This window comes from Pseudomonas sp. TCU-HL1, assembly GCF_001708505.1.
GTDB lineage: Bacteria > Pseudomonadota > Gammaproteobacteria > Pseudomonadales > Pseudomonadaceae > Metapseudomonas.
In genome coordinates, this window is record NZ_CP015992.1 from 3,380,063 (window position 1) to 3,402,314 (window position 22,252).

The 22,252-nt window shown below is 64.6% G+C and carries 22 protein-coding genes; 17 read left to right on the forward strand and 5 right to left on the reverse strand.

Going from position 1 to position 22,252, the window contains the following annotated elements:
* Positions 1-261: 261 nt before the first annotated feature.
* From paaF to THL1_RS15725, 7 genes are all read left to right on the forward strand, one after another.
* Positions 262-1,035 carry a 2,3-dehydroadipyl-CoA hydratase PaaF gene (paaF, locus tag THL1_RS15695; protein ID WP_069084102.1) on the forward strand — a complete coding sequence of 258 codons (774 nt, stop codon included), beginning with the start codon at positions 262-264 and terminating at the stop codon, positions 1,033-1,035.
* A gap of 44 nt (positions 1,036-1,079) precedes the next feature.
* Positions 1,080-1,871, forward strand: coding sequence for a 2-(1,2-epoxy-1,2-dihydrophenyl)acetyl-CoA isomerase PaaG (gene paaG / locus THL1_RS15700; protein WP_069084103.1), 792 nt, complete (start codon positions 1,080-1,082; stop codon positions 1,869-1,871).
* Between the two features lie 4 nt (positions 1,872-1,875).
* The gene (gene paaH, locus THL1_RS15705) at positions 1,876-3,393 is read left to right on the forward strand and encodes a 3-hydroxyacyl-CoA dehydrogenase PaaH (protein WP_069084104.1); all 1,518 of its coding nucleotides are present in this window, start codon (positions 1,876-1,878) and stop codon (positions 3,391-3,393) included.
* Positions 3,386-3,835 (forward strand): hydroxyphenylacetyl-CoA thioesterase PaaI, encoded by a 450-nt coding sequence (paaI, locus tag THL1_RS15710; RefSeq protein ID WP_069084105.1) that lies wholly within the window; start codon positions 3,386-3,388, stop codon positions 3,833-3,835. Before paaH ends, paaI begins: the two co-directional genes overlap by 8 nt.
* Positions 3,828-5,033 carry a 3-oxoadipyl-CoA thiolase gene (gene pcaF / locus THL1_RS15715; RefSeq protein WP_069084106.1) on the forward strand — a complete coding sequence of 402 codons (1,206 nt, stop codon included), beginning with the start codon at positions 3,828-3,830 and terminating at the stop codon, positions 5,031-5,033. The genes paaI and pcaF overlap by 8 nt, the downstream gene beginning before the upstream one ends.
* A 99-nt stretch (positions 5,034-5,132) precedes the next feature.
* A complete protein-coding gene (gene paaK / locus THL1_RS15720) occupies positions 5,133-6,443 on the forward strand; it encodes a phenylacetate--CoA ligase PaaK (protein WP_069084107.1) in 1,311 nt (436 codons plus the stop codon).
* A gap of 395 nt (positions 6,444-6,838) precedes the next feature.
* The gene (locus THL1_RS15725) at positions 6,839-7,882 is read left to right on the forward strand and encodes a fimbrial protein (protein WP_069084108.1); all 1,044 of its coding nucleotides are present in this window, start codon (positions 6,839-6,841) and stop codon (positions 7,880-7,882) included.
* 40 nt (positions 7,883-7,922) lie between these two features.
* On the opposite strand, the gene THL1_RS15730 is transcribed toward THL1_RS15725, so the two are convergent.
* Positions 7,923-8,450 carry an AAA family ATPase gene (locus tag THL1_RS15730; RefSeq protein WP_069084109.1) on the reverse strand — a complete coding sequence of 176 codons (528 nt, stop codon included), beginning with the start codon at positions 8,448-8,450 and terminating at the stop codon, positions 7,923-7,925.
* A gap of 222 nt (positions 8,451-8,672) precedes the next feature.
* On the opposite strand from THL1_RS15730, the gene THL1_RS15735 reads away from it, so the two are divergent.
* The 10 genes from THL1_RS15735 to paaZ all read left to right on the forward strand — a co-directional run bounded on the left by THL1_RS15735 (position 8,673) and on the right by paaZ (position 18,781).
* On the forward strand, positions 8,673-9,026 hold the full coding sequence (locus tag THL1_RS15735) for a DUF1428 domain-containing protein (RefSeq protein ID WP_069084110.1): 354 nt from the start codon (positions 8,673-8,675) through the stop codon (positions 9,024-9,026).
* A 473-nt stretch (positions 9,027-9,499) separates the two neighbouring features.
* Positions 9,500-10,492 (forward strand): 1,2-phenylacetyl-CoA epoxidase subunit PaaA, encoded by a 993-nt coding sequence (paaA, locus tag THL1_RS15740; protein ID WP_069084111.1) that lies wholly within the window; start codon positions 9,500-9,502, stop codon positions 10,490-10,492.
* A gap of 27 nt (positions 10,493-10,519) precedes the next feature.
* Positions 10,520-10,801 carry a 1,2-phenylacetyl-CoA epoxidase subunit PaaB gene (gene paaB / locus THL1_RS15745; RefSeq protein ID WP_016493150.1) on the forward strand — a complete coding sequence of 94 codons (282 nt, stop codon included), beginning with the start codon at positions 10,520-10,522 and terminating at the stop codon, positions 10,799-10,801.
* A gap of 10 nt (positions 10,802-10,811) precedes the next feature.
* Complete coding sequence (gene paaC / locus THL1_RS15750; protein WP_069084112.1) at positions 10,812-11,573, forward strand: 1,2-phenylacetyl-CoA epoxidase subunit PaaC; 762 nt, start codon at positions 10,812-10,814, stop codon at positions 11,571-11,573.
* Positions 11,560-12,093, forward strand: a complete 534-nt coding sequence (gene paaD / locus THL1_RS15755; protein WP_069084113.1) for a 1,2-phenylacetyl-CoA epoxidase subunit PaaD — start codon at positions 11,560-11,562, stop codon at positions 12,091-12,093. The genes paaC and paaD overlap by 14 nt, the downstream gene beginning before the upstream one ends.
* Before the next feature lie 25 nt (positions 12,094-12,118).
* Positions 12,119-13,195: a 1,2-phenylacetyl-CoA epoxidase subunit PaaE gene (paaE, locus tag THL1_RS15760; protein ID WP_069084114.1), complete on the forward strand. Its 1,077-nt coding sequence runs from the start codon at positions 12,119-12,121 to the stop codon at positions 13,193-13,195.
* A gap of 179 nt (positions 13,196-13,374) precedes the next feature.
* Positions 13,375-13,683, forward strand: coding sequence for a DUF485 domain-containing protein (locus tag THL1_RS15765; protein ID WP_069084115.1), 309 nt, complete (start codon positions 13,375-13,377; stop codon positions 13,681-13,683).
* Positions 13,680-15,326: a cation acetate symporter gene (locus THL1_RS15770; protein WP_069084116.1), complete on the forward strand. Its 1,647-nt coding sequence runs from the start codon at positions 13,680-13,682 to the stop codon at positions 15,324-15,326. The genes THL1_RS15765 and THL1_RS15770 overlap by 4 nt, the downstream gene beginning before the upstream one ends.
* Positions 15,327-15,359: 33 nt before the next feature.
* On the forward strand, positions 15,360-16,595 hold the full coding sequence (locus tag THL1_RS15775; protein ID WP_145928310.1) for an OprD family porin: 1,236 nt from the start codon (positions 15,360-15,362) through the stop codon (positions 16,593-16,595).
* Positions 16,596-16,720: 125 nt separating this feature from the next.
* A complete protein-coding gene (paaZ, locus tag THL1_RS15780; protein ID WP_069084118.1) occupies positions 16,721-18,781 on the forward strand; it encodes a phenylacetic acid degradation bifunctional protein PaaZ in 2,061 nt (686 codons plus the stop codon).
* Positions 18,782-18,956: 175 nt separating this feature from the next.
* Here the strand turns inward: paaZ and THL1_RS15785 are convergent, their stop codons facing one another.
* The 4 genes from THL1_RS15785 to ttdA form a co-directional block, all read right to left on the reverse strand.
* Complete coding sequence (locus THL1_RS15785; protein WP_069084119.1) at positions 18,957-19,349, reverse strand: GFA family protein; 393 nt, start codon at positions 19,347-19,349, stop codon at positions 18,957-18,959.
* 297 nt (positions 19,350-19,646) lie between these two features.
* Positions 19,647-20,513: an isocitrate lyase/PEP mutase family protein gene (locus THL1_RS15790; protein ID WP_069084120.1), complete on the reverse strand. Its 867-nt coding sequence runs from the start codon at positions 20,511-20,513 to the stop codon at positions 19,647-19,649.
* A 232-nt stretch (positions 20,514-20,745) separates the two neighbouring features.
* Entirely contained in the window at positions 20,746-21,354 is a 609-nt protein-coding gene (gene ttdB / locus THL1_RS15795; RefSeq protein ID WP_069084121.1) for a L(+)-tartrate dehydratase subunit beta, read from the reverse strand.
* Positions 21,351-22,250 carry a L(+)-tartrate dehydratase subunit alpha gene (gene ttdA / locus THL1_RS15800; protein WP_083245899.1) on the reverse strand — a complete coding sequence of 300 codons (900 nt, stop codon included), beginning with the start codon at positions 22,248-22,250 and terminating at the stop codon, positions 21,351-21,353. Before ttdA ends, ttdB begins: the two co-directional genes overlap by 4 nt.
* Between the last annotated feature and the right edge of the window lie 2 nt (positions 22,251-22,252).

Genomic DNA, 22,252 nt, shown 5'->3' on the forward strand with positions numbered 1-22,252 from the left:
CCTGCAACCACCATGAGGTGCTAGAAAATACGGCTTATACGCCGCAATGACAGCACCTGCTGATTTGCCCATTGGTAGTAAAAGCGCCACACATGAGACACATAAATCATATTAGTTATTGTTGTTTTGTATCGCTTTGTGGTTATACTCCGACCAAAGTCGCCCCGCCCTCAGCGCGGCAGACACAGGAAGGGGCACACCCCGAACCCACTAATAAGAGCGGCTGACAACGGCCGTGCGTGCACCTGAGGAAGCGTCGACATGCCTCGTACCCTTGCAGTCCTGCCGCCCGAGCAGGGTGTCCGCCTGATCACCCTGCAGCGCCCGGAAGCGCTCAATGCGCTCAACACCGAGCTGCTGGGCGAGCTGGCCGCCGAACTGGACGCCGCCGAGCAGGACGCCGAGACCCGCGTCGTGGTCATTACCGGCAGCCGCAAGGCCTTTGCCGCCGGCGCCGATATCAAGGAAATGGCCGAACGCGACCTGGTGGGCATCCTCAATGACCCGCGCCTGGCCCACTGGCAACGCATCACCCGCTTCAGCAAGCCGCTGATCGCCGCCATCAATGGCTTCTGCCTGGGCGGCGGCTGCGAACTGGCCATGCATGCGGACATCCTCATCGCCGGCGAAGACGCCCGCTTCGGCCAACCGGAAATCAACCTCGGGATCATGCCCGGCGCCGGTGGCACCCAGCGCCTGCTGCGCGCCGTCGGTAAATCCCTGGCCATGCAGATGGTGCTGACCGGCGAAGCCATCGACGCCCGCCACGCCCAGCGCGCCGGACTGGTCAGCGAAGTGACCCAGCCCGAATTCACCGTCGAACGCGCCCTCGCCATCGGCCGCGTCATCGCCCAAAAGGCGCCTTTGGCCGTACGCCTGGCCAAGGAAGCGCTGCTCAAGGCCGAAGACACCGACCTCGCCAGCGGCCTGCGCTTCGAGCGCCACGCTTTCACCCTGCTGGCCGGCACACGCGATCGCGAAGAAGGCATCCGCGCCTTCCAGGAAAAGCGCCGCCCCGAATTCACCGGCCAGTAAGCACTGACCGCCAACTCCTTCGAACTGCATAGAGCGCCAAAGCCATGAACTTCGAGCACATCCTGTTTTCCATCGAGGCTGGCGTCGCCACCCTCAGCTTCAACCGCCCGGAGCAGCTGAACAGCTTCAACGCCAAGATGCATGGCGAAGTCCGCGAAGCCCTCAAGCAGGTGCGCCAGAACCCCGAGGTCCGCGTCCTGCTGCTGACCGGCGAAGGTCGCGGCTTCTGCGCCGGGCAAGACCTGGGCGACCGCAACGTGGCCCCCGGTGCCGCCACGCCGGACCTGGGCGAGTCCATCGAGAAGTTCTACAACCCGCTGATCCGTACCCTTCGCGACCTGCCGCTGCCGGTGATCTGCGCGGTCAATGGCGTAGCCGCCGGTGCCGGCGCCAACATTCCGCTGGCCTGCGACCTGGTCCTGGCCGGCCGTTCCGCCAGCTTCATCCAGGCCTTCTGCAAGATCGGTCTGATCCCGGACTCCGGCGGCACCTGGACCCTCCCCCGCCTCGTTGGCATGGCCCGCGCCAAGGCCCTGACCCTGTTGGGTGACCGCCTGACCGCCGAGCAGGCCGAACAATGGGGCCTGATCTACCGCGTGGTGGATGACGCCGCCCTGCGTGAAGAGGCTCTGAAACTCGCCCATCACCTGGCCACCCAGCCCACCTACGGCCTGGCCCTGATCAAGCGCAGCCTCAATGCCAGCCTGAACAACAGCTTCGACGAGCAGCTGGACCTCGAACGCGACCTGCAGCGCCTTGCCGGCCGCAGCGAGGACTACCGCGAAGGCGTCCGCGCCTTCATGGAAAAGCACACCCCGGCCTTCAAAGGACGCTGAGCCCATGCCTGCCCTTCACACTTCCGCCCCTGTCGCCGTGATCGGCGCCGGCGCCATGGGTGCCGGTATCGCCCAGGTCGCCGCCCAGGCTGGCCATCCGGTCAAGCTCTATGACAACCGTCCTGGCGCTTCCGCCCAGGCCATTGACGGCATCGACCGCCAGCTCGGCCGCCTGGTGGAGAAGAACAAACTCACCGCCGAGAACCGCGCCGCTATCGTCGCCCGCCTGCAACCGGTGGAGGCCATCGAGGCCCTGGCCGATGCCAGCCTGGTAATCGAAGCCATCGTCGAGAACCTGGAGGTCAAGCGCGGCCTGCTGCGCGAGCTCGAAGCGCTGTGCAGCGCCGACTGCATCCTTGCCAGCAACACCTCGTCCCTGTCCATCACCAACCTGGCTGCCGGCCTCACGCATCCGGGCCGGGTGATCGGCATGCACTTCTTCAACCCGGCACCGCTGATGGCGCTGGTGGAGATCGTCTCCGGCCTTGCCAGCGACCGGGACCTGGCCGACGGCCTGTACGAAACCGCCAAGGCCTGGGGCAAGCAGCCGGTGCATACCCGCTCCACCCCCGGCTTCATCGTCAACCGCGTGGCGCGCCCCTTCTATGCCGAAAGCCTGCGCCTGCTGCAGGAAGGCGCCGTCGACTGCGCCACCCTCGACGCGCTGATGCGTGACGCGGGCGGCTTCCGCATGGGCGCCTTTGAACTGACCGACCTGATCGGCCATGACGTCAACTACGCCGTCACCTGCTCGGTGTTCGATGCCTACTACGGCGACTTCCGCTTCCAGCCCTCGCTGATCCAGAAAGAGCTGGTGGACGCTGGCCGCCTGGGCCGCAAGAGCGGTCACGGTTTCTACAGCTACGCCGAAGGCGCCGAACGCCCGCAACCGGCCGAACTGTCCAGCGACGCCCGCGTGGAATCCTGCGTGGTGGAAGGCAGCCTTGGCGTTGCCGAGCCCCTGGTACAACGCCTGGCGGAAGCCGGCGTGCACGTAGTCCGCCGTGACGGCAGCGGCGTGCTGCGAGTGGGTGATGCCGTGATCGCCCTGTCCGATGGCCGCCTGGCGAGCCAGCGCTCCCGCGAGGACGGCATCGCCAACCTGGTGCTGATCGATCTCGCCCTCGACTACGCCAAGGCCAGCCGCCTCGGCATCGCCTGCGCCGCTAACACGTCCGATCAGGCCCGCGACCAGGCCGTGGCGCTGCTGCAACGCGCCGGCCTCAAGGTCAGCCCGCTCAGCGACATTCCCGGCCTCGCCGTGCTGCGCACCGTGGCCATGCTCGCCAACGAAGGTGCCGATGCCGTACTGCAAGGCGTGGGCTCGGCCAGTGACATCGACCTCGCCATGCGTGCCGGCGTGAACTATCCGCAAGGGCCGCTGGCCTGGGCCGATGCCATTGGCCTGCCGGTGGTACTGCGCACCCTGGAAAACCTCCAGGCCGCTTACGGCGAAGTGCGCTACCGCCCTTCCCTGTTGCTGCGCCGCCAGGTGGCCGAAGGGAGGAATTTCCGTGACTAACCAAGAAGCCCTCTCCCTCGCCGAAGCCTGCGCCAGCGCGCTGTTCGAGCGCGACAACGCCAGCCAGGCCATGGGCATGCGCCTGCTCTCCGTGGCACCCGGCCAGGCCCGCGTCGGCATGAGCGTGCGCGACGACATGGTCCAGGGCCACGGCACCTGCCACGGCGGCTACCTCTTCGCCCTGGCCGACTCGGCCTTCGCCTTCGCCTGCAACACCTACAACGAGGCCACCGTCGCCATCGGCTGCAGCATCGACTACGTGGCCCCGGCGCGCCTCGGCGACACCCTCACCGCCCAGGCCATCGAACAAAGCCGCAGCGGCCGCACCGGCAACTACGACGTCCGCATCGAAAACCAGAACGGGCAATTGATCGCCCTCTTCCACGGCAAGTCCTACAAAGTGCGCGGCTCGGTACTCGCGCAGGAGACCCCTGATGAATGACGCCCTGATTATCGACGCCGTGCGCACGCCTATCGGCCGCTACGCCGGCGCCCTGTCCGCGGTGCGCGCCGATGACCTCGGTGCCGTGCCCATGCGCGCGCTGATGGCCCGCCACCCCGAACTGGACTGGAGCGCCATCGACGACGTGATCTACGGCTGCGCCAACCAGGCCGGCGAAGACAACCGCAACGTCGCACGCATGTCCGCCCTGCTCGCCGGCCTGCCGCTGACCGTGCCGGGCACCACTCTGAACCGCCTCTGCGGCTCCGGCCTGGATGCCATCGGCAATGCCGCCCGCGCCCTACGCTGTGGCGAAGCCGGCCTGATGATCGCCGGTGGCGTGGAATCCATGTCCCGCGCACCCTTCGTGATGGGCAAGGCGGACAGTGCCTTCTCCCGCCAGGCGGAAATCTTCGACACCACCATCGGCTGGCGCTTCGTCAACCCGCTGATGAAGGGCCAGTTCGGCATCGACTCCATGCCGGAAACCGCCGAGAACGTGGCCGAGCAGTTCAACATCTCCCGCGAGGACCAGGACGCCTTCGCCCTGCGCAGCCAGCAGCGCGCCGCCGCCGCCCAGGCCAATGGCCGACTGGCGAAGGAAATCGTCCCGGTGGAAATTCCCCAGCGCAAAGGCCCGGCGAAGATCGTCGAGCAGGATGAGCACCCGCGCGGCGATACCACCCTGGAACAGTTGGCCAAACTGGGCACGCCGTTCCGCCAGGGCGGCAGCATTACCGCCGGCAACGCCTCGGGCGTGAACGATGGCGCCTGCGCCCTGCTGCTGGCCAGCAGTGCCGCAGCCAAGCGCCACGGCCTCAAGGCCCGCGCCCGCGTGGTGGGCATGGCTACCGCCGGCGTCGAGCCGCGCATCATGGGTATCGGCCCGGTACCGGCAACCCGCAAGGTGCTGGAACTGACCGGCCTGTCCCTGGCCGAAATGGACGTCATCGAACTCAACGAAGCCTTCGCCGCCCAGGGCCTCGCCGTCCTGCGCGAACTGGGCCTGGCCGACAACGATCCGCGCGTGAACCCCAACGGCGGCGCCATCGCCCTCGGCCACCCGCTGGGCATGAGCGGTGCGCGCCTGGTGACCACCGCGCTGCACGAACTGGAAGAGCGTCAAGGCCGCTATGCCCTTTGCACCATGTGCATCGGCGTGGGTCAGGGCATCGCTCTGATCATTGAAAGGCTCTGAAACGCAACAACCGAGATCTGAAAAACGGGTGAGGAGTATTCTCTTCCTCAGCACTCAGGGGCCTACGGGTCCCCGTATAAAAACAAATTGAGTGAAACCATGAACATGATTGCCAATACCGCCTTGCTTGACCCGATGGAAACCGCCAGCGTCGACCAGCTGCGCCAGCACCAGCTGGAGCGCCTGCGCTGGAGCCTCAAGCACGCCTACGAAAACGTCCCGCTGTACCGCCAGCGCTTCGATGAGAAAGGCGTGCACCCGGACGACCTGAAATCCCTGGAAGACCTGGCGAAGTTCCCCTTCACCGGCAAGAACGACCTGCGCGACAACTACCCCTACGGCATGTTCGCCGTGCCGCAGAGCGAGATCGTGCGTATCCACGCCTCCAGCGGCACCACCGGCAAGCCCACCGTGGTCGGCTACACCCAGAACGACATCGACACCTGGGCCAACGTGGTGGCGCGCTCGATCCGCGCCGCTGGCGGCCGCAAGGGTGACAAGGTGCATATCGCCTACGGCTACGGCCTGTTCACCGGCGGTCTGGGCGCCCACTACGGCGCCGAGCGCCTGGGCTGCACCGTGATCCCGATGTCCGGCGGCCAGACCGAGAAGCAGGTCCAGCTGATCCGTGACTTCCAGCCGGACATCATCATGGTCACCCCGTCCTACATGCTGAACCTGGCCGACGAGATCGAGCGCCAGGGCATCGACCCGCACAAGCTGGCCCTGCGCCTCGGCATCTTCGGCGCCGAACCCTGGACTGCCGAACTGCGCCGCGCCATCGAAGAACGCATGGGCATCACCGCCCTCGACATCTACGGCCTCTCCGAAATCATGGGCCCGGGCGTGGCCATGGAATGCGCGGAAACCAAAGACGGCCCGACCATCTGGGAGGACCACTTCTACCCTGAGATCATCGACCCGGTGACCGGCGAAGTCGTGCCGGACGGCCAGATGGGCGAGCTGGTGTTCACCTCGCTGTCCAAGGAAGCGCTGCCGATGATCCGTTATCGCACCCGCGACCTGACCCGCCTGCTGCCGGGTACCGCCCGCCCCATGCGGCGCATGGACAAGATCACCGGCCGCAGCGACGACATGCTGATCATCCGTGGCGTGAACGTATTCCCGACGCAGATCGAAGAGCAGGTGCTCAAGGTCAAGCAATTGTCCGAGAACTACGAGATCCACCTGTTCCGCAACGGCAACCTGGACAGCATCGAGGTGCACGTCGAGCTCAAGCATGAGCACGAGAACCTAGGCGAGTCGCAACAGCAAGCGCTGTGCAACGAGCTCTCCAAGTACATCAAGACCTACATCGGCATCAGCTCGCGCATCGTCCTGCGCCCCTGCTATTCGCTGAAGCGCTCCGAAGGCAAGGCCTGCCACGTGTACGACAACCGCAACAAGTAAGCCTTGCGCTAACGAAGAAGCCCCGACCTGGTCGGGGCTTTTTTATATGGCCGGCAGGCGTTTTGAGCCCGCTTTCCCTCCGCTACCCCGCCCCAGCACCTGTCCATACAGCAGAATCGGACACTTCCTACCGACAGCCCCATGCCCGCGAGCAGAATTCAGCTGCTGATGTCTGGTGAAATCCGGAGCTTCGTCCTGCATGCCGGCAACCAGCAAGGCCTGGAGATGCAAGAACCTCTCACTGACCCACCCAGCAGGCTCCCAGGAAGATGTCATACAACGCCAATCCCTCACCCCCTACCAGCCGTCACTCGATCTGCCTCGGCGTCGTCGCGTGCACAAGACGGCCTGCTCCGACCCGAACACATCCGTCTTTCCCGAGAGCGGCCAAAGTGATGATGCACTGCGCCGTGGCCTTGATAGCCGGGCTGTTCAGCATCGATAGCAGCTGGGCCGCGCAGTGCCGGTCCGACATCGTGTTTCCGTTCACATTCGACTTCACCAAAAGCTTCGATAGTCCGAGCGACAACAAACCCATGTCAGTGATGCAGGGCGCTCACCGGTGGAGTTTAGGTAGAGCGTTCTCGACGTCTTGCTTCTGTGGAGCAGGCAATACATTCGACACGGTTTATTTCACCGTAGTAACCAAGCTGCCTCTTGGCTTCCAAGCCACCGTCAACGGCAAGCAACTGCAATTCTACAAGCTGAATCGCCACCTTCAGGTTGCAGCCGAGATCGGTGTTGAGAATCAGCATGGATATACAGCCTTTCCATTCAGCAGCCTGGCCGCCTCAGTAGGGGTCAAAGCCTGCTCATCCAATCCTGATAATCTTCTTATCGCAACCGGCAATAGAGGCCAGATTCACCTGCTGATCGATCAACCCTTCATTGGCGAGACCATCATTCCCACGACCCGCTTGTTCGAGCTCTATGGAGACACCTCCCCCAATGCGGCTCCATATGGCAAGCCAGTGATGTGGATCGAGATGAGCGGCAAGGTGAGCGTGCCCCAGTCCTGCGGACTGACCCCCGGCCAGCCCACCACCTTCGACTTCGGCAAAGTCGTGTCATCAGCCATAGCCCTACCCGGCACAGAGAATCCCCGGTATTCGCAGGAGCGGACCTTTGCCGTCACATGCAAGAACATTACATCTGGCATCAAACTAAGCCTGGAGTCTGCTGCCGCTCCCGCACACTCGAACGTCTTCGCGGCCCACAACCGCAGCGACATGGGTATACAAGTACGCAACAAGGGAAACATCATTTCCCCCCTGATACCTGGCGCCGCACCAAAATCAGGAAACATCATCCCGCTGCAAGTCGATTACGTGCAACAGACCTCACGGTTCACCATCCTGGCCTACCCCGTCCGAACGAAGCCATCCGTGGAGCCAGGCCCCTTCGAGGCTACCGCCACCTTGAAATTCGACTTCGAGTGAGACGCGCCTGACCATGACGCCCCGCGCCTGCGGGGCTTTTTCATAGTCGGTCAATTGGCTGGAAAACCGCACGCGAGACGTACTCGATGATTGCCTCCACCGCTTCATCCGGCGAGATCACAGCAGAATCCAGCCGCAAAGGCCCTTCGTCCCAGACCTCATAGTCATGCTCGAGAACTGATTGCCAACTCGGAAGCTTCAGGCCTGCTAGATCGACTGCGCGGCTTTCCACCCTCCGTTGGTGCACGCACGCATCGGAGCACACCACCTCGACATCCACCAACGGCACACCGGCCCAGGTCGCCACTTCGCACCACGCCTCACGACTTTCAGCCACCGGATTGACGCAATCGACGACCACCACGCGGCCCAAACCAAGATTCGACCGAGCCAGGGCGATAGCGACCAGATACCCGCTACGCCCCACGTCATCGGCAAGGACCCCGGCATCGCGAATCGCCTGCTCGATGGCATCCACTCTCAGGTACGTCACACCCAGCCCGGATGCCAATCGGCGCGCGATTGTTGTTTTTCCCGTGCCGGGCAGCCCGCTGAAGACAATGAGCATTTCATTCCCCGAAAAGCCGCTTGTTAGGAGCCCCATCCTAAGTGCCACAGGCCAACAAAAGCGAGACAGTAATGCGCGACGACCGCCGGTCGGGCTCGATGCCTGGGCACAGGCAAATATGTCGAATGACGGCTAACCCTATCGACTCTCAGGTAGATCGGCCGGAGGGTTCAGGCTGGCCGATTTCAATCGACAGAACGGAATCCAGACAGGAGATCGATCATGACCTATGTAGATGGCTTCTTGGTGCCCGTCCCCACCGCCAGCCGCGAGACCTACCGCAAGCTGGCCGAAATGGCCGCCGGGGTGTTCAAGGAATGCGGCGCCCTCAGCGTCGTCGAGTGCTGGGGCGACGATGTGCCCGAAGGCAAGGTGACGTCCTTCCCGATGGCGGTGAAGCTGAAGGAAGGTGAAACCGTCGTGTTCTCCTGGATCACCTGGCCGTCGAAGCATGCTCGGGACGAAGGCATGAAGAAAGCGATGGAAGACCCGAGGATGCAGCCCGACCCGAGCACCATGCCCTTCGACGGACAACGCATGATCTTTGGCGGGTTCGAGGTGTTGGTAAGCGCCTGAGCCCCCCAGCCCCACTGTAGGGTGTGCCATGCGCACCGATTGCAAGATAAGCCGCCACGCCTGACCGCTGGTGCGCGCGGCGCACCCCACTGACTGTGAGCGCCTTCGATCGCGAGGCAATGGCAACACCCGCTGCGCACATCATTCACATATGCAGCTTATCAAGCAACCTTCCCGTATCACATCTTCCAACACAGCATCTCCCCCTTCCTTCGCGCAAGCGGATTCCGCCCTGCCAGCAGCTACAAACCCTCTGTAACACGACCTCCAGCAAATCCAAACAAGAGAACCGCCCGCGCCAGGCTGCCCTTCTCGCCTCCGCTTTATGCCTGAAGCGCTCCTCTGGCGTCAGGAGAAGCGACACAAAAACTATATTCGATACATGTTTTATTGTTTGATATTTGTTTTCGTATCATTTAAAAATAACGCCATGGCCAAGCCACCCCACGAACCCTGCATGGCTGGAGAACGGCATGTACGCACAATTGGTTGAGACCGGCGTGAAGCGCATCAAGGCGCTGGAGGAGATGTCCTCCGAAGAACGCGCCTTCCAGGAGAAGATCGACGCGGAGATCAAGATCGAAGCGAAGAACTGGATGCCGGATGCTTACCGGCAGACCCTGATCCGCCAGATTTCCCAGCACGCCCACTCCGAGATCGTCGGCATGCTGCCTGAGGGCAACTGGGTGACCCGCGCCCCGACCCTGAAGCGCAAGCTGCAACTGATGGCCAAGATCCAGGACGAAGCCGGCCACGGCCTCTACCTGTACAGCGCCATGGAAACCCTGGGCGCCGACCGCGACGCGGAGATCGCCAAGCTGCACTCTGGCCGCGCCAAGTATTCGAGCATCTTCAATTACCCGACCCTGAGCTGGGCCGACATGGGCGCCGTGGGCTGGCTGGTGGATGGCGCCGCCATCGTCAACCAGGTGGTGCTGCAGCGAACCTCCTATGGCCCCTACTCCCGCGCCATGATCCGCATCTGCAAGGAAGAGAGCTTCCACCAGCGCCAGGGCTACGAAATCCTCCTGCACATGATGCGTCACGGTACCCAGGCCCAGAAGGACATGGTCCAGGACGCCATCAACCGCCTCTGGTGGCCATCGCTGATGATGTTCGGCCCGAGCGACGCCGACTCCCCCAACAGCGCCCAGTCCATGGCCTGGAAGATCAAGCGCCAGAGCAACGACGAGCTGCGCCAGCGCTTCATCGACCAGACCGTGCCGCAGCTGGAGCTGCTCGGCTGCACCGCCCCAGACCCGCACCTGAAGTGGAACGAGGAACGCGGCCACTACGACTTCGGCGACATCCAGTGGGAAGAGTTCTACGAAGTGCTCAAGGGCAACGGCCCGTGCAACGTCGAGCGCGTCGCCACCCGCCGCAAGGCCATCGAAGACGGCGCCTGGGTCCGTGAAGCCGCGGTCGCCCATGCCCGCAAACAACAACGCAAAGCGAACGCCGCTTGACCTGCCCCTGATCTGGAGATTCCTGCCATGTCCGAATGGACCCTTTTCGAAGTATTTGTCCGCAGCAAGCACGGCCTGAACCACAAACACGTTGGCAGCGTGCATGCCGCCGATGCGCGCATGGCCATCGAGAACGCCCGCGAGCTGTACACCCGCCGCAACGAAGGCGTGAGCCTGTGGGTGGTGCCGTCCGCGCTGATCACCGCCTCCTCCCCGGACGAAAAGGAGCCGCTGTTCGACCCGTCCCAGGACAAGGTCTACCGCCACGCCAGCTTCTACGAGCTGCCGGCCGAAGTCGGACACATGTGAGGCCGCTGCCATGAGCCAACGCGAAGACCTCATCCAATACCTGCTGCGCCTCGGCGACAACGCCCTGATCCAGGGCCAGCGCCTGTGCGAATGGTGCGGCCACGCCCCGGCGCTGGAAGAAGAGCTGGCGCTGATGAACGTCGGCCTCGACCTGGTGGGCCAGGCCCGCAACTGGCTGGACTACGCCGCCGAGCTGCTGGCCGACGGCCGTGATGCCGATCATCTGGCCTTCCGCCGCGACGAGCGCGCCTACCGCAACCTGCTGCTGGTGGAGCAGCCCAACGGCGATTACGCCGTGACCATCACCAAGCAGTTCTTCTACGACGCCTGGCACTTCCAGATGCTGCACGGCCTCTCCCAGTCCAGCGACGAGCGCCTTGCCGGTATCGCCGCCAAGGCCCTCAAGGAAGTCACCTACCACCTGCGCCGCTCCAGCGAATGGGTCGAGCGCCTGGGCGACGGCACCGAGGAAAGCCACACGCGCATGCTCGCGGCAGTCGCTGATATCTGGCGCTTCACCGTCGAACTGGTGAACAGCGACGAGGTGGAGCAGCGCCTGTTCGAAGCCGGCATTGCGCCGAACCCGGAGGAGATCGCCGCTGCCTGGAAATCCAAGGTCGCCGACATCTTCGCCAGCGCCACCCTGCCGATGCCGGAGCCGGCCAGCTACTTCTACCTGTCCGGCCGCAAGGGCCTGCACACCGAGCACCTCGGCCTGCTGCTGGCCGAAATGCAGTTCCTTCAGCGGGCTTACCCCGATGCGTCCTGGTGAGCTGATCGCCAGCGACCGTGGCGCCAGGGCCGGCGCGCCGGATGATCTGGCACGCGCCTGGTCGGTGCTCGGCGAGGTGATGGACCCGGAAGTGCCGGTGGTCAGCGTGGTCGACCTCGGCATCGTCCGCGACCTCGACTGGCAGGACGGCCATCTGCATGTGGTCGTCACCCCGACCTACTCCGGCTGCCCGGCCACCGAGGTGATCGAGCACGACATCGAGCAGGCCCTGGAAGGCGCCGGCTTCGCTGCGCCGAAACTGGAGCGCCGCCTGACGCCGGCCTGGACCACCGACTGGATCAGCCTTGAGGGCCGCGAGCGCCTGCGTGCCTACGGCATCGCCCCGCCGGCCGGCAGCACCAGCAAACGCAGCCTGATGGGCGACGCCGGTGACGTGTGCTGCCCGCAGTGCGACAGCGCCCATACCGAGCTACTCAGCCAGTTCGGCTCGACCGCCTGCAAGGCGTTGTACCGCTGCCGGGACTGCCTGGAGCCTTTCGACTATTTCAAGTGCATCTGAACGGCACCGCCGTCGGAGAAGAACAATGAGCAAGTTCCATAGCCTGACAATTCGCGAAGTGCGCCCGGAAACCCGCGACGCGGTGTCCATCGCCTTCGACATTCCCGAAGGCCTCACCGAGACGTTCCGCTTCACCCAGGGCCAGCACCTGGTGATGCGCACCCAGATGGACGGCGAGGAAGTGCGCCGCTCCTACTCCATCTGCACCGCGGTCAACGATGGCGAGTTGCGGGTGGCGATCAAGCGCGTGGCCGGCGGCCGTTTCTCCGCCTTTGCCAACGACAACCTGAAAGCCGGCCAGAGCCTGGAAGTGATGCCGCCGTCCGGCCACTTCTTCGTCGAGCTGGACACCGCGCGCCACGGCAACTACCTGGCGGTGGCGGCCGGTAGCGGTATCACGCCGATCCTGTCGATCATCAAGACCACCCTGGAACGCGAGCCCCACAGCCGCTTCACCCTGATCTATGGCAACCGCTCCAGCGCCTCCGCACTGTTCCGCGAGCAGCTGGAAGACCTGAAGAACCGCTACCTGCAGCGCCTCAACCTGATCTTCGTGTTCAGCCGCGAGCAGCAGGACGTGGACCTCTACAACGGCCGGATCGACGCCGACAAATGCGGCCAGCTGTTCTCCCGCTGGATCGACGTCAAGGCCCTGGACGCCGCCTTCATCTGCGGCCCGCAGGCCATGACCGAGGCCGTGCGCGACCAGCTAAAGGCCAACGGCATGTCCGCCGAGCGCATCCACTTCGAACTGTTCGCCGCCGCCGGCAGCAGTGCCAAGCGCGAAGCCCGCGAGGCTGCTCGCAGCACGGATAGCGCCGTGAGCCAGGTCACCGTGATCAGCGATGGCCGCGAACTGACCTTCGAACTGCCGCGCAACAGCGCGAGCGTGCTGGATGCCGGCAATGCCCAAGGCCTCGAACTGCCCTATTCCTGCAAGGCCGGTGTGTGCTCCACCTGCAAGTGCAAGGTGGTCGAAGGCGAGGTGGAGATGGACAGCAACTTCGCCCTGGAGGACTACGAGGTGGCCGCCGGCTACGTGCTGTCCTGCCAGACCTTCCCGCTCAGCGAAAAAGTCGTTTTGGACTTCGACCAGCTTTAAGTAGCACCCGTAGGAGCGAGCTCTGCTCGCGAAGCTCATGTCACGCGTGCATTCGCGAGCAGAGCTCGCTCCTACGAAAGACCCAAAAAGCAGCACCAGCAGTACCCCGTTCGACACAAGCAGCCTTGCCGTCGGCCGCTGAACGGGCGCCTCGACAATCACAAAAAGAGAGAGCAACCATGACCCCGCAAGACCTCGATCGTATCCGGGAGAACCCGGATTTCATCCAGCTGGTCCGCCGCAAGCAGCGCCTGACCTGGTCCCTGACCGCCGCCATGCTGGTGATCTACTACGGCTTCGTGCTGCTGGTGGCCTTCGCACCCGGCGTGCTCGGCCAGTCCCTTAACGGTGGCGTCACCAGCGTGGGCATGCTGGTGGGCGTGGTCATCATCCTGCTGTCCTTCGCGCTCACCGGCATCTACGTGAAACACACCAACAGCGCCCTCGACCCGCTGAACGACAAACTCAAGCAGGAGTGCGGCCAATGAAAGCACTCACCTCCCTGCTGCTCGCCGCCGGCCTGCTGGCCTCCCAGGGCGCCTTCGCCGCCGACGCCGCCACGCGTCCGCTGAACTGGAACGCCATCTACATGTTCCTGGCGTTCGTACTCTTCACCCTCGGCATCACCCGCTGGGCCGCCCTGCGCACCCGTTCGACCGCCGACTTCTACACCGCCGGCGGTGGTCTTACCGGCTTCCAGAACGGCCTGGCCATCGCGGGCGACATGATCAGCGCGGCCTCGTTCCTCGGCATTTCCGCGATGATGTTCATGAACGGCTACGACGGCCTGCTGTATGCCCTGGGCGTGCTTGCCGGCTGGCCGATCATCCTGTTCCTGATCGCCGAACGCCTGCGCAACCTCGGCAAGTACACCTTCGCCGACGTGGTGTCCTACCGCCTCGAGCAAAGCCCGATCCGCATCACCGCGGCCTTCGGCACCCTGACCGTGGCGCTGATGTACCTGGTGGCGCAGATGGTCGGCGCTGGCAAGCTGATCGAGCTGCTGTTCGGCCTCTCGTACACCCAGGCCGTGATGCTGGTGGGCGTGCTGATGGTCTGCTACGTGACCTTCGGCGGCATGCTGGCCACCACCTGGGTGCAGATCATCAAGGCCGTCCTGCTGCTTTCCGGCACCACTTTCATGGCCTTCATGGTGCTCAAGCACTTCGGCTTCAGCACCGAAGCCATGTTCTCCGCCGCCGCCTCGGTCCACGCCAAGGGCGCGGCCATCATGGCGCCGGGCGGCCTGCTGTCGAACCCCATCGACGCGATATCCCTGGGACTCGGCATGATGTTCGGCACCGCCGGCCTGCCGCACATCCTGATGCGCTTCTTCACCGTGAGCGACGCCAGGGAAGCCCGTAAATCGGTGTTCTACGCCACCGGCTTCATCGGCTACTTCTACCTGCTGCTGATCGTGGTCGGCTTCGGTTCCATCGTCATGGTCGGCACCAATCCCGAGTTCCGCGACGCGGCCGGCGCCATCATCGGCGGAGGCAACATGGTCGCGGTGCACCTGTCCCACGCCGTCGGCGGCAGCCTGTTCCTCGGCTTCATCTCCGCCGTGGGCTTCGCCACCATCCTGGCAGTGGTTGCCGGCCTGGCGCTGTCCGGCGCCTCGGCGGTTTCCCACGACCTGTATGCCTGCGTGATCCGCAAGGGCAAGGCCAGCGAGCGTGAGGAAATGCGCGTCTCGCGTATCGCCACCCTCTGCATCGGTGTGCTGGCGGTGATCCTCGGCCTGCTGTTCGAGTCGCAGAACATCGCCTTCCTCTCCGGCCTGGTGCTGGCCATCGCCGCCTCGGTCAACTTCCCGGTGCTGTTCCTTTCCATGTTCTGGAAAGGCCTGACCACCCGTGGCGCCGTGGCCGGCAGCGTGATGGGCCTGCTGTCCGCCATCGTCCTGCTGGTGTTGAGCCCGGCTGTCTGGGTCAACGTGCTGCACCACGACAAGGCGCTGTTCCCGTATTCCAACCCGGCGCTGTTCTCCATGGTCCTGGCCTTCTTCAGTGCCTGGCTGCTCTCAGTGACCGATGCCTCCGAGCGCGCCAGGGAAGAACGTGGCCGTTACCTGGCCCAGTTCATCCGCTCCATGACCGGCATCGGCGCAGCCGCCGCCAGCCGCCACTGAGCCCTGAACAACCGGACGATGGATACAAGAACAATGACCTATAGCCGTACGACTGCGCCGCTGCTTGCGGCGCTCACCCTGCCCTTTGCCACTTCGGCGCTGGCGGGTTTCATCGAAGACAGCAAGGGCAGCCTGGAGCTGCGCAACCACTACATCAATCGTGACTTCCGCCAGGACGGCGCCGCCCAGTCCAAGGCCGAGGAATGGGGCCAGGGCTTTACCGCGCGCCTCGAATCCGGCTTTACCGAGGGCACGGTCGGCGTCGGCCTCGATGCCATTGGCGAGTTGGGCGTGAAGCTGGACTCCAGCCGCGACCGTCGCGGCACCGGTCTGCTGCCATTCGACCCGGCGACCAAAGAGCCGGTGGACGACTACAGCGAGCTGGGCCTGACCGCCAAGCTACGCGCATCGAAAAGCGTGCTGCGCCTGGGCACCCTGCAGCCCTTGCTGCCGGTGGCCACCTACAACGACACCCGCTTGCTCTCCTCTACCTTCCAGGGCGGCATGCTGACCAGCCAGGAGCTGGCCGGCCTCACCTTCAACGGCGGCCGCCTGACCCGCGCCAACCTGCGCGACTCCTCCGGCCGCGATGACATCGGCTACGGCGCTGCCACCAGCGATGCCTTCGACTTCGCCGGCGGCAGCTACGCCATCAACCCGCAACTGGCGGTCAGCTACTACTACGGCTTGCTGGACGACATCTATCGCCAGCAGTTCGTCGGCCTGGTGCACACGCTGCCGTTGCCCGGCGGCTTCAACCTGAAGAGCGACATCCGCTACTTCGACAGCCGTGGCGATGGCGTCGAGCGCACGGGGGAAATTGACAACCGCAACTTCAACGGCATGTTCAGCCTGGGCAAGGGCGCGCATCGGATCAGCGCGGCGTTCCAGCGCATGTCCGGCGACAGCGCCTTTCCCTTCCTCAACGGCGGCGACCCCTACGTGGTCAACCTGGTGACGTTCAACACCTTCACCCGCGCCGAGGAAGACGCCTGGCAACTGCGCTACGACTACGACTTCGCCTCCCTCGGCATCCCGGGCCTGACCTTCATGACCCGCTATGTCGACGGCCGCAACGTCAAGACCGCGACCGGCGACGACGGCGCGGAATGGGAACGCGACAGCGACCTCGCCTACGTGATCCAGAGCGGTGCATTCAAGGGCGTGAGCCTGCGCTGGCGCAACGTCACCTTCAGGTCCGGCAATGGCCTGACCACCGATATCGACGAGAACCGCCTGATCCTCGGCTACACCCTGGCCCTCTGGTAAGGCAGGAAAAACCCGTAGGAGCGAGCTCTGCTCGCGATTGGCCACGATTCGCAAGCAGAGCTTGCTCCTACAAACGAGCAACCAGGCCGGCGCCGAGAACGCCGGCCCTTCACGGAGAAATCCTCATGAGTAACGCCCCCACGCTGCAAAGCTTCATCGGCGGTCGCTGGATCGGCCAGCAAGGCGCCCAGGCACTGCGCAGTGCCATCGACGGCAGCACGATCGCCCGCGCCCACGAGGAAGCCCTGGACTTCTCCGAAGCCGTCGAACACGGCCGCAAACGCGGCATCGCCAGCCTCATGGCGCTGGACTTCCAGCAGCGCGCGGCGCGCCTCAAGGCCCTGGCGCTGTACCTGAACGAACGCAAGGAACAGCTCTACGCGCTGTCACGCCACAGCGGCGCCACCCGTGCCGACAGCTGGATCGACATCGAGGGCGGCACCAGCACCCTGTTCAGCTACGCCGGCGTCGGCGCCCGCGAACTGCCCTCCGGCAACATCGTGCATGAAGGTCCGGCCATACCGCTGGGCAAGCAGGGCACCTTCGCCGGCACCCACATCCTGGTGCCGCGCGGCGGCCTGGCCGTGCACATCAACGCCTTCAACTTCCCGATCTGGGGGATGCTGGAGAAGTTCGCACCGAGCTTCCTCGCCGGCATGCCCTGCATCGTCAAACCGGCGACCGCCACCAGCTACCTGACCGAAGCCGCCGTGCGCCTGATGCACGAGTCCGGCCTGCTTCCAGAAGGCAGCCTGCAGCTGATCATCGGCAGCACCGGTGACCTGCTGGACCGTCTGCAAGGCCAGGACGTGGTGACCTTCACCGGCTCGGCGGACACCGCCGCCAAGCTGCGCGTGAACGCCAACCTGATTCGCAACTCCATCCCCTTCAACGCTGAAGCGGACTCGCTGAACTGCGCCATCCTCGCCCCGGAAATCACCCCGGACGATCCGGAGTTCGACCTCTTCGTCAAGGAAGTGGCCCGCGAGATGACCGTCAAGGCCGGACAGAAGTGCACAGCCATCCGCCGTGCCATCGTCCCCGCCAAGCACATCGACGCCGTGGCCGAGCGCCTGCGTGAGCGTCTCGCCAAAGTCGTGATCGGCGACCCGGCCGTGGAAGGCGTGAAAATGGGCGCCCTCGCCTCCCACGCCCAGCAGGCCGACGTGGCTGAGCGCCTGGATGCCCTGCTCGCCAGCAGCGAGCTCTTGTTTGGTTCGAAGGATGGCTTCGCCCCGCGCGGTGAAGGCGTGAGCGAAGGCGCCTTCTTCGCTCCCACCCTGCTGCGCGCCCGTGATCCGCACGCCGAAGGCGGTGCCCACGACATCGAGGCCTTCGGCCCGGTAAGCACCCTGATGGCCTACGACGACATCGACGAAGCCATCGCCCTGGCCGCCCGTGGCAAGGGCAGCCTGGTGGCCAGCCTGGTCACCAAGGACCCGGCCGTCGCCGCCCGCGTGGTGCCGCAAGCCGCCGCCCTGCACGGCCGCCTGCACATCCTCGACCGCGAAGCCGCCGCCGAATCCACTGGCCACGGTTCGCCGCTGCCGGTACTCAAGCACGGCGGCCCCGGCCGCGCCGGTGGTGGTGAAGAACTGGGCGGCCTGCGCGCAGTGAAGCACTACCTGCAACGCGCCGCCGTCCAGGGTTCGCCCACCATGCTGGCCGCCGTCACTGGTGAATACGTGCGTGGCGCCAAGGTGGTCGAGACCGAAGTACACCCGTTCCGTCGCTACTTCGACGAGCTGCAGATCGGCGAATCCCTGCTGACCCATCGCCGCACTGTGACCGAGGCTGACATCGTCAACTTCGGCTGCCTGTCGGGTGACCACTTCTACATGCACTTCGACGAGCTGGCGGCCAGGGAATCCCAGTTCGGCAAGCGCATCGCCCACGGCTACTTCGTGCTTTCGGCCGCCGCCGGCCTGTTCGTCTCCCCGGCTCCCGGCCCGGTACTGGCCAACTACGGCCTGGACAGCCTGCGCTTCATCACCCCGGTGGGCATCGGCGACACCATCCAGGCGCGCCTGACCTGCAAGCGCAAGATCGACCAGGGCAAGAAGAGCCCGAAAGGCGAGCCCCAAGGTGTGGTGGCCTGGGACGTGGAAGTCACCAACCAGCTCGGCGAGCTGGTAGCCAGCTACGACATCCTGACCCTGGTGCTGAAACGCCCCGAGGCTGTTTGAACCGAGCCTCTGCGTGAGTTCATGACCGGCCTTCGGGCCGGTTTTTTGGCAGAGGGAAAGAGGTGCGCCGAGGCTGGCGTAGGTTGGCGTAGAGCGAAGCGAAACCCAACGGTCGGGACGCGCGTTCGACTATTGCCTGTGCTGTTGCGAAGCGCGTCGGTGTCGTTCGTGCCGCCTACTCCTCAAAGCGACCCGTGGCATCACGATCGCGCTCGTAGCGTCTCTTGAGCGGAAACGGTGGCAACCAGGACTCGCGACGGACGATCCAGCTTTCGTAGGTGGGCATCAGTTGGTCGGGGGCATCGAGGGAACCCAGGTTCACTTCGATTTCATCTGCGGTGCGCGCGAAAACGGACGAGCCGCAGCGGGGGCAGAAAAACCGCCCGGCGTAGTCGCGTGTTTCGCCATCGATCGTCACCGCCTCCTGAGGGAACACCGCGGAAGCGTGAAAAAGAGCCCCATGGTGCTTGCGGCAGTCGAGACAGTGACAAAGGCCGACCCGGTAGGGGAGCCCCGACGCCACAATTCGGACGTCGCCGCAAAGGCAACCGCCGGTGAACCGGTCCATGCTGCGTCTCCCACTATCTGATGATTGGAGCAGGGGAAACAAATCTGTCCCCTTTTCCCTTAGGTCCCGTAGGGTGCGCCGCGCGCACCGTGAGACGGACTCGGAGTCGCCGCCATCGCCTCGGTGCGCATGGCGCACCCTACTTCTGGGTGCGGTGGCGGGGATCAGCTGGGTGCTGCGTGTGAGGATGGTCCGCTTACTAGGGGGCAAACACAAGTCCACGTTCTACGAACGTGGATCTTTACTCGCGATTGAAATCGCTCCCACAGGAATAGCCTCTCCCGACAGCCGCAGCTGTCATTCCTTCACGTTCATGTATTCCCGCGCCCAGGCGATGTAGTCGTCAGGGCAGGTGTACCGGGTTACCAGTTCCGAGGCATTGAGGCCGTTGCCGGCTGAGATGCCACGCTGTTCGCGCAGGCTGTCGTAGGTGGCTTTGATTGCCGCGAAGTAGGCGGCGTGGCCGTCCACCACGATGCGTACGCCCAATTCGGCCAGGCGGCTGTCGTCGCGCAGTTCCGGGTTGCCGTAGGTGACCAGCATCAGCGGCACGCGCAGGTCTTCGGAGATGGCTTCGAGATGGGCGAAGTCCTTCACGCCGACCAGGCAGATGCCATCGGCACCGGCACCCTGGTAGGCATGGATGCGGTGGATGACGTCGGCGAGTGGCTGCACGCCGGCGTGGGTGCGGGCGATGATCGCCAGGGCCTTGTCGTCGCGCACCTCCTGGGCCGCGCGCAGCTTGCCGATGCCCTCCTCGACGCTGATCAGGTCGTAGGACTTGCGGCCGAACTGCGCCGGCAACAGGGTGTCCTCCAAGGTCAGCGCGGCGACGCCGGCACGCTCCAGTTCGATCACCGTGCGCATGGCATTGAGGGCGTTGCCATAGCCATGGTCGGCGTCGGCGATCACCGGCAGGCGGGCTACCCGGCCGATGCGGGTGGCCTGCTCGGCGAACTCGCTGAGGGTGATCAGGGCGACGTCCGGGGCGGCGAGCACTTGCAAGGAGGCGACCGAGCCGCCAAGGATGCCGACCTCGAAGCCGAGGTCGGCGGCGATTCGTGCCGACAAGGGATCGAACACCGAGGCGGTGTGGTAACAGGCAGGGCTGGCAAGCAGGGAACGGAAGGCATTGCGCAGCTCATGGTGACAGGCTTTTTGCATGGTCTTATCCCTTGAGTCGTTGTCTGGTCTTTTGCCGTTCAAGTGCAAGACCTGTACCCGAAGGTCGTGATGCGCGTGTTTCGGGCACCTGGTTGGCGGCCCTGGCGATGGAGTGGAGAAAGAACGCCACTACGCGGGCGAAAGTTGGCGGAAAACCGCCAGAGGGCGTGCCTGAGAGACGGTGCACCGCAAGGGGCGATCACGGCTTCCCTGCCGTGATTGCCCGGCCGGGTCACTTGATGAAGCGCACCTGGCTGTTGATCTTCTCGATGACCGAACCCTTGCGTTCGTTGAAGCGCGCCTTGTTCTGCTCGAACAGGTTGTTGCCCTTGGTGTCGATGGAGATGATCAGAGGGCCGAACTCGCGGACGCGGTTCACCCACAGGGTTTCCGGCATGCCCAGGTCCTGCCACTCGGCACGTTCGATCTCTTCCACCTTGGTTGCGGCGAGTACCGCACAGCCGCCGGGGAACACCGCATGCACGGCCTTGTTCTCCAGGCAGCCGGCGGTGGTTTCCGGGCCCATGCCGCCCTTGCCGATGATCATCTTGACGCCGGTTTCCTCGATGAACTGCTTCTCGAACTTCTCCATCCGCATGCTGGTGGTCGGCCCGATGGACACCATCTCGAAGCTGCCGTCGTCCTTTTTGCGCACGATGGGACCGGCGTGGAAGATCGCCCCGCCACGCAGGTCGACCGGCAGTTCGCGCTTCAGCTCGATCAGCCGGCGGTGAGCCACGTCGCGGCAGGTCACCAGCTGGCCGGTCAGGTAGACCACGTCGCCAACGTTGAGGGCCGCGAGGTCTTCGTCCTTGATCGGGGTAGAGAGAACCTTTTTCACAGTACTACTCCTTCGTGGGAGAGGATGTCGTAGGACAGGTCGGCGTTGATGCGGATCTTGCCGCGGCGGTGGGCCCAGCACCCGGTGGAAACGGCCACGCCGATGGTCGAGGGGTGGCGCGCCGAGGATTCGATGTTCACGCCCATCACGCTGCTGTTGCCGGTCAGGCCCTGCGGGCCGATGCCGATCTCGTTGAGGCCCTCCTCAAGGAGCTTTTCCATCATCGCGGCATTCTCGTTGGGGTGGCAGGAGTCCACCGGGCGCAGGATCGCCCGCTTGGACAGGCGCGCCGCGGTTTCCACCGAGGTGGAAACGCCGACGCCAACCAGCAGCGGCGGGCAAGCGTTCACACCGCGCGAGGTGATAACGTCGAAGACGAACTCGGTCACCCCTTCGTAGCCCTGGCCGGGCATCAGCACCTTGGCCGAACCCGGCAGGGTGCAGCCGCCGCCGGCCATGTAGACGTCGATCAGCGCGTAGTCGGCGTCGGGAATGATTTCCCAGTCCAGCCACGGGATCTTCGAGCCAGTGTTTGTACCGGTGTTCTTCTCATCGAAGGTCTCCACGGCGTTGTGGCGCAGCGGTCCCTTTTTGGTCGCTTCCAGGGTCGCGTTCTGCAGGATGCCTTCGAGCTCGCCCAGCAGCGGGAACCGGGCGCCAGCGGCGATGAAGTACTGGATGACCCCGGTGTCCTGGCAGCTCGGGCGGTCCAGCTTGTCCGCGTAGTCCTGGTTCTCGGCCATCGAGTCGTAGATGGCAATGGCCAGCGGATTGGTTTCCGCGGCGCGCAACTTCGCGGTCTTTTCCTTCACGTCCTTCGGCAGGCGCTTGCCGATATAGGCGGTGAACTTGGCCATCACGTCGGTAAGCGATTGAACGGCTGATTCGTTATCCACTT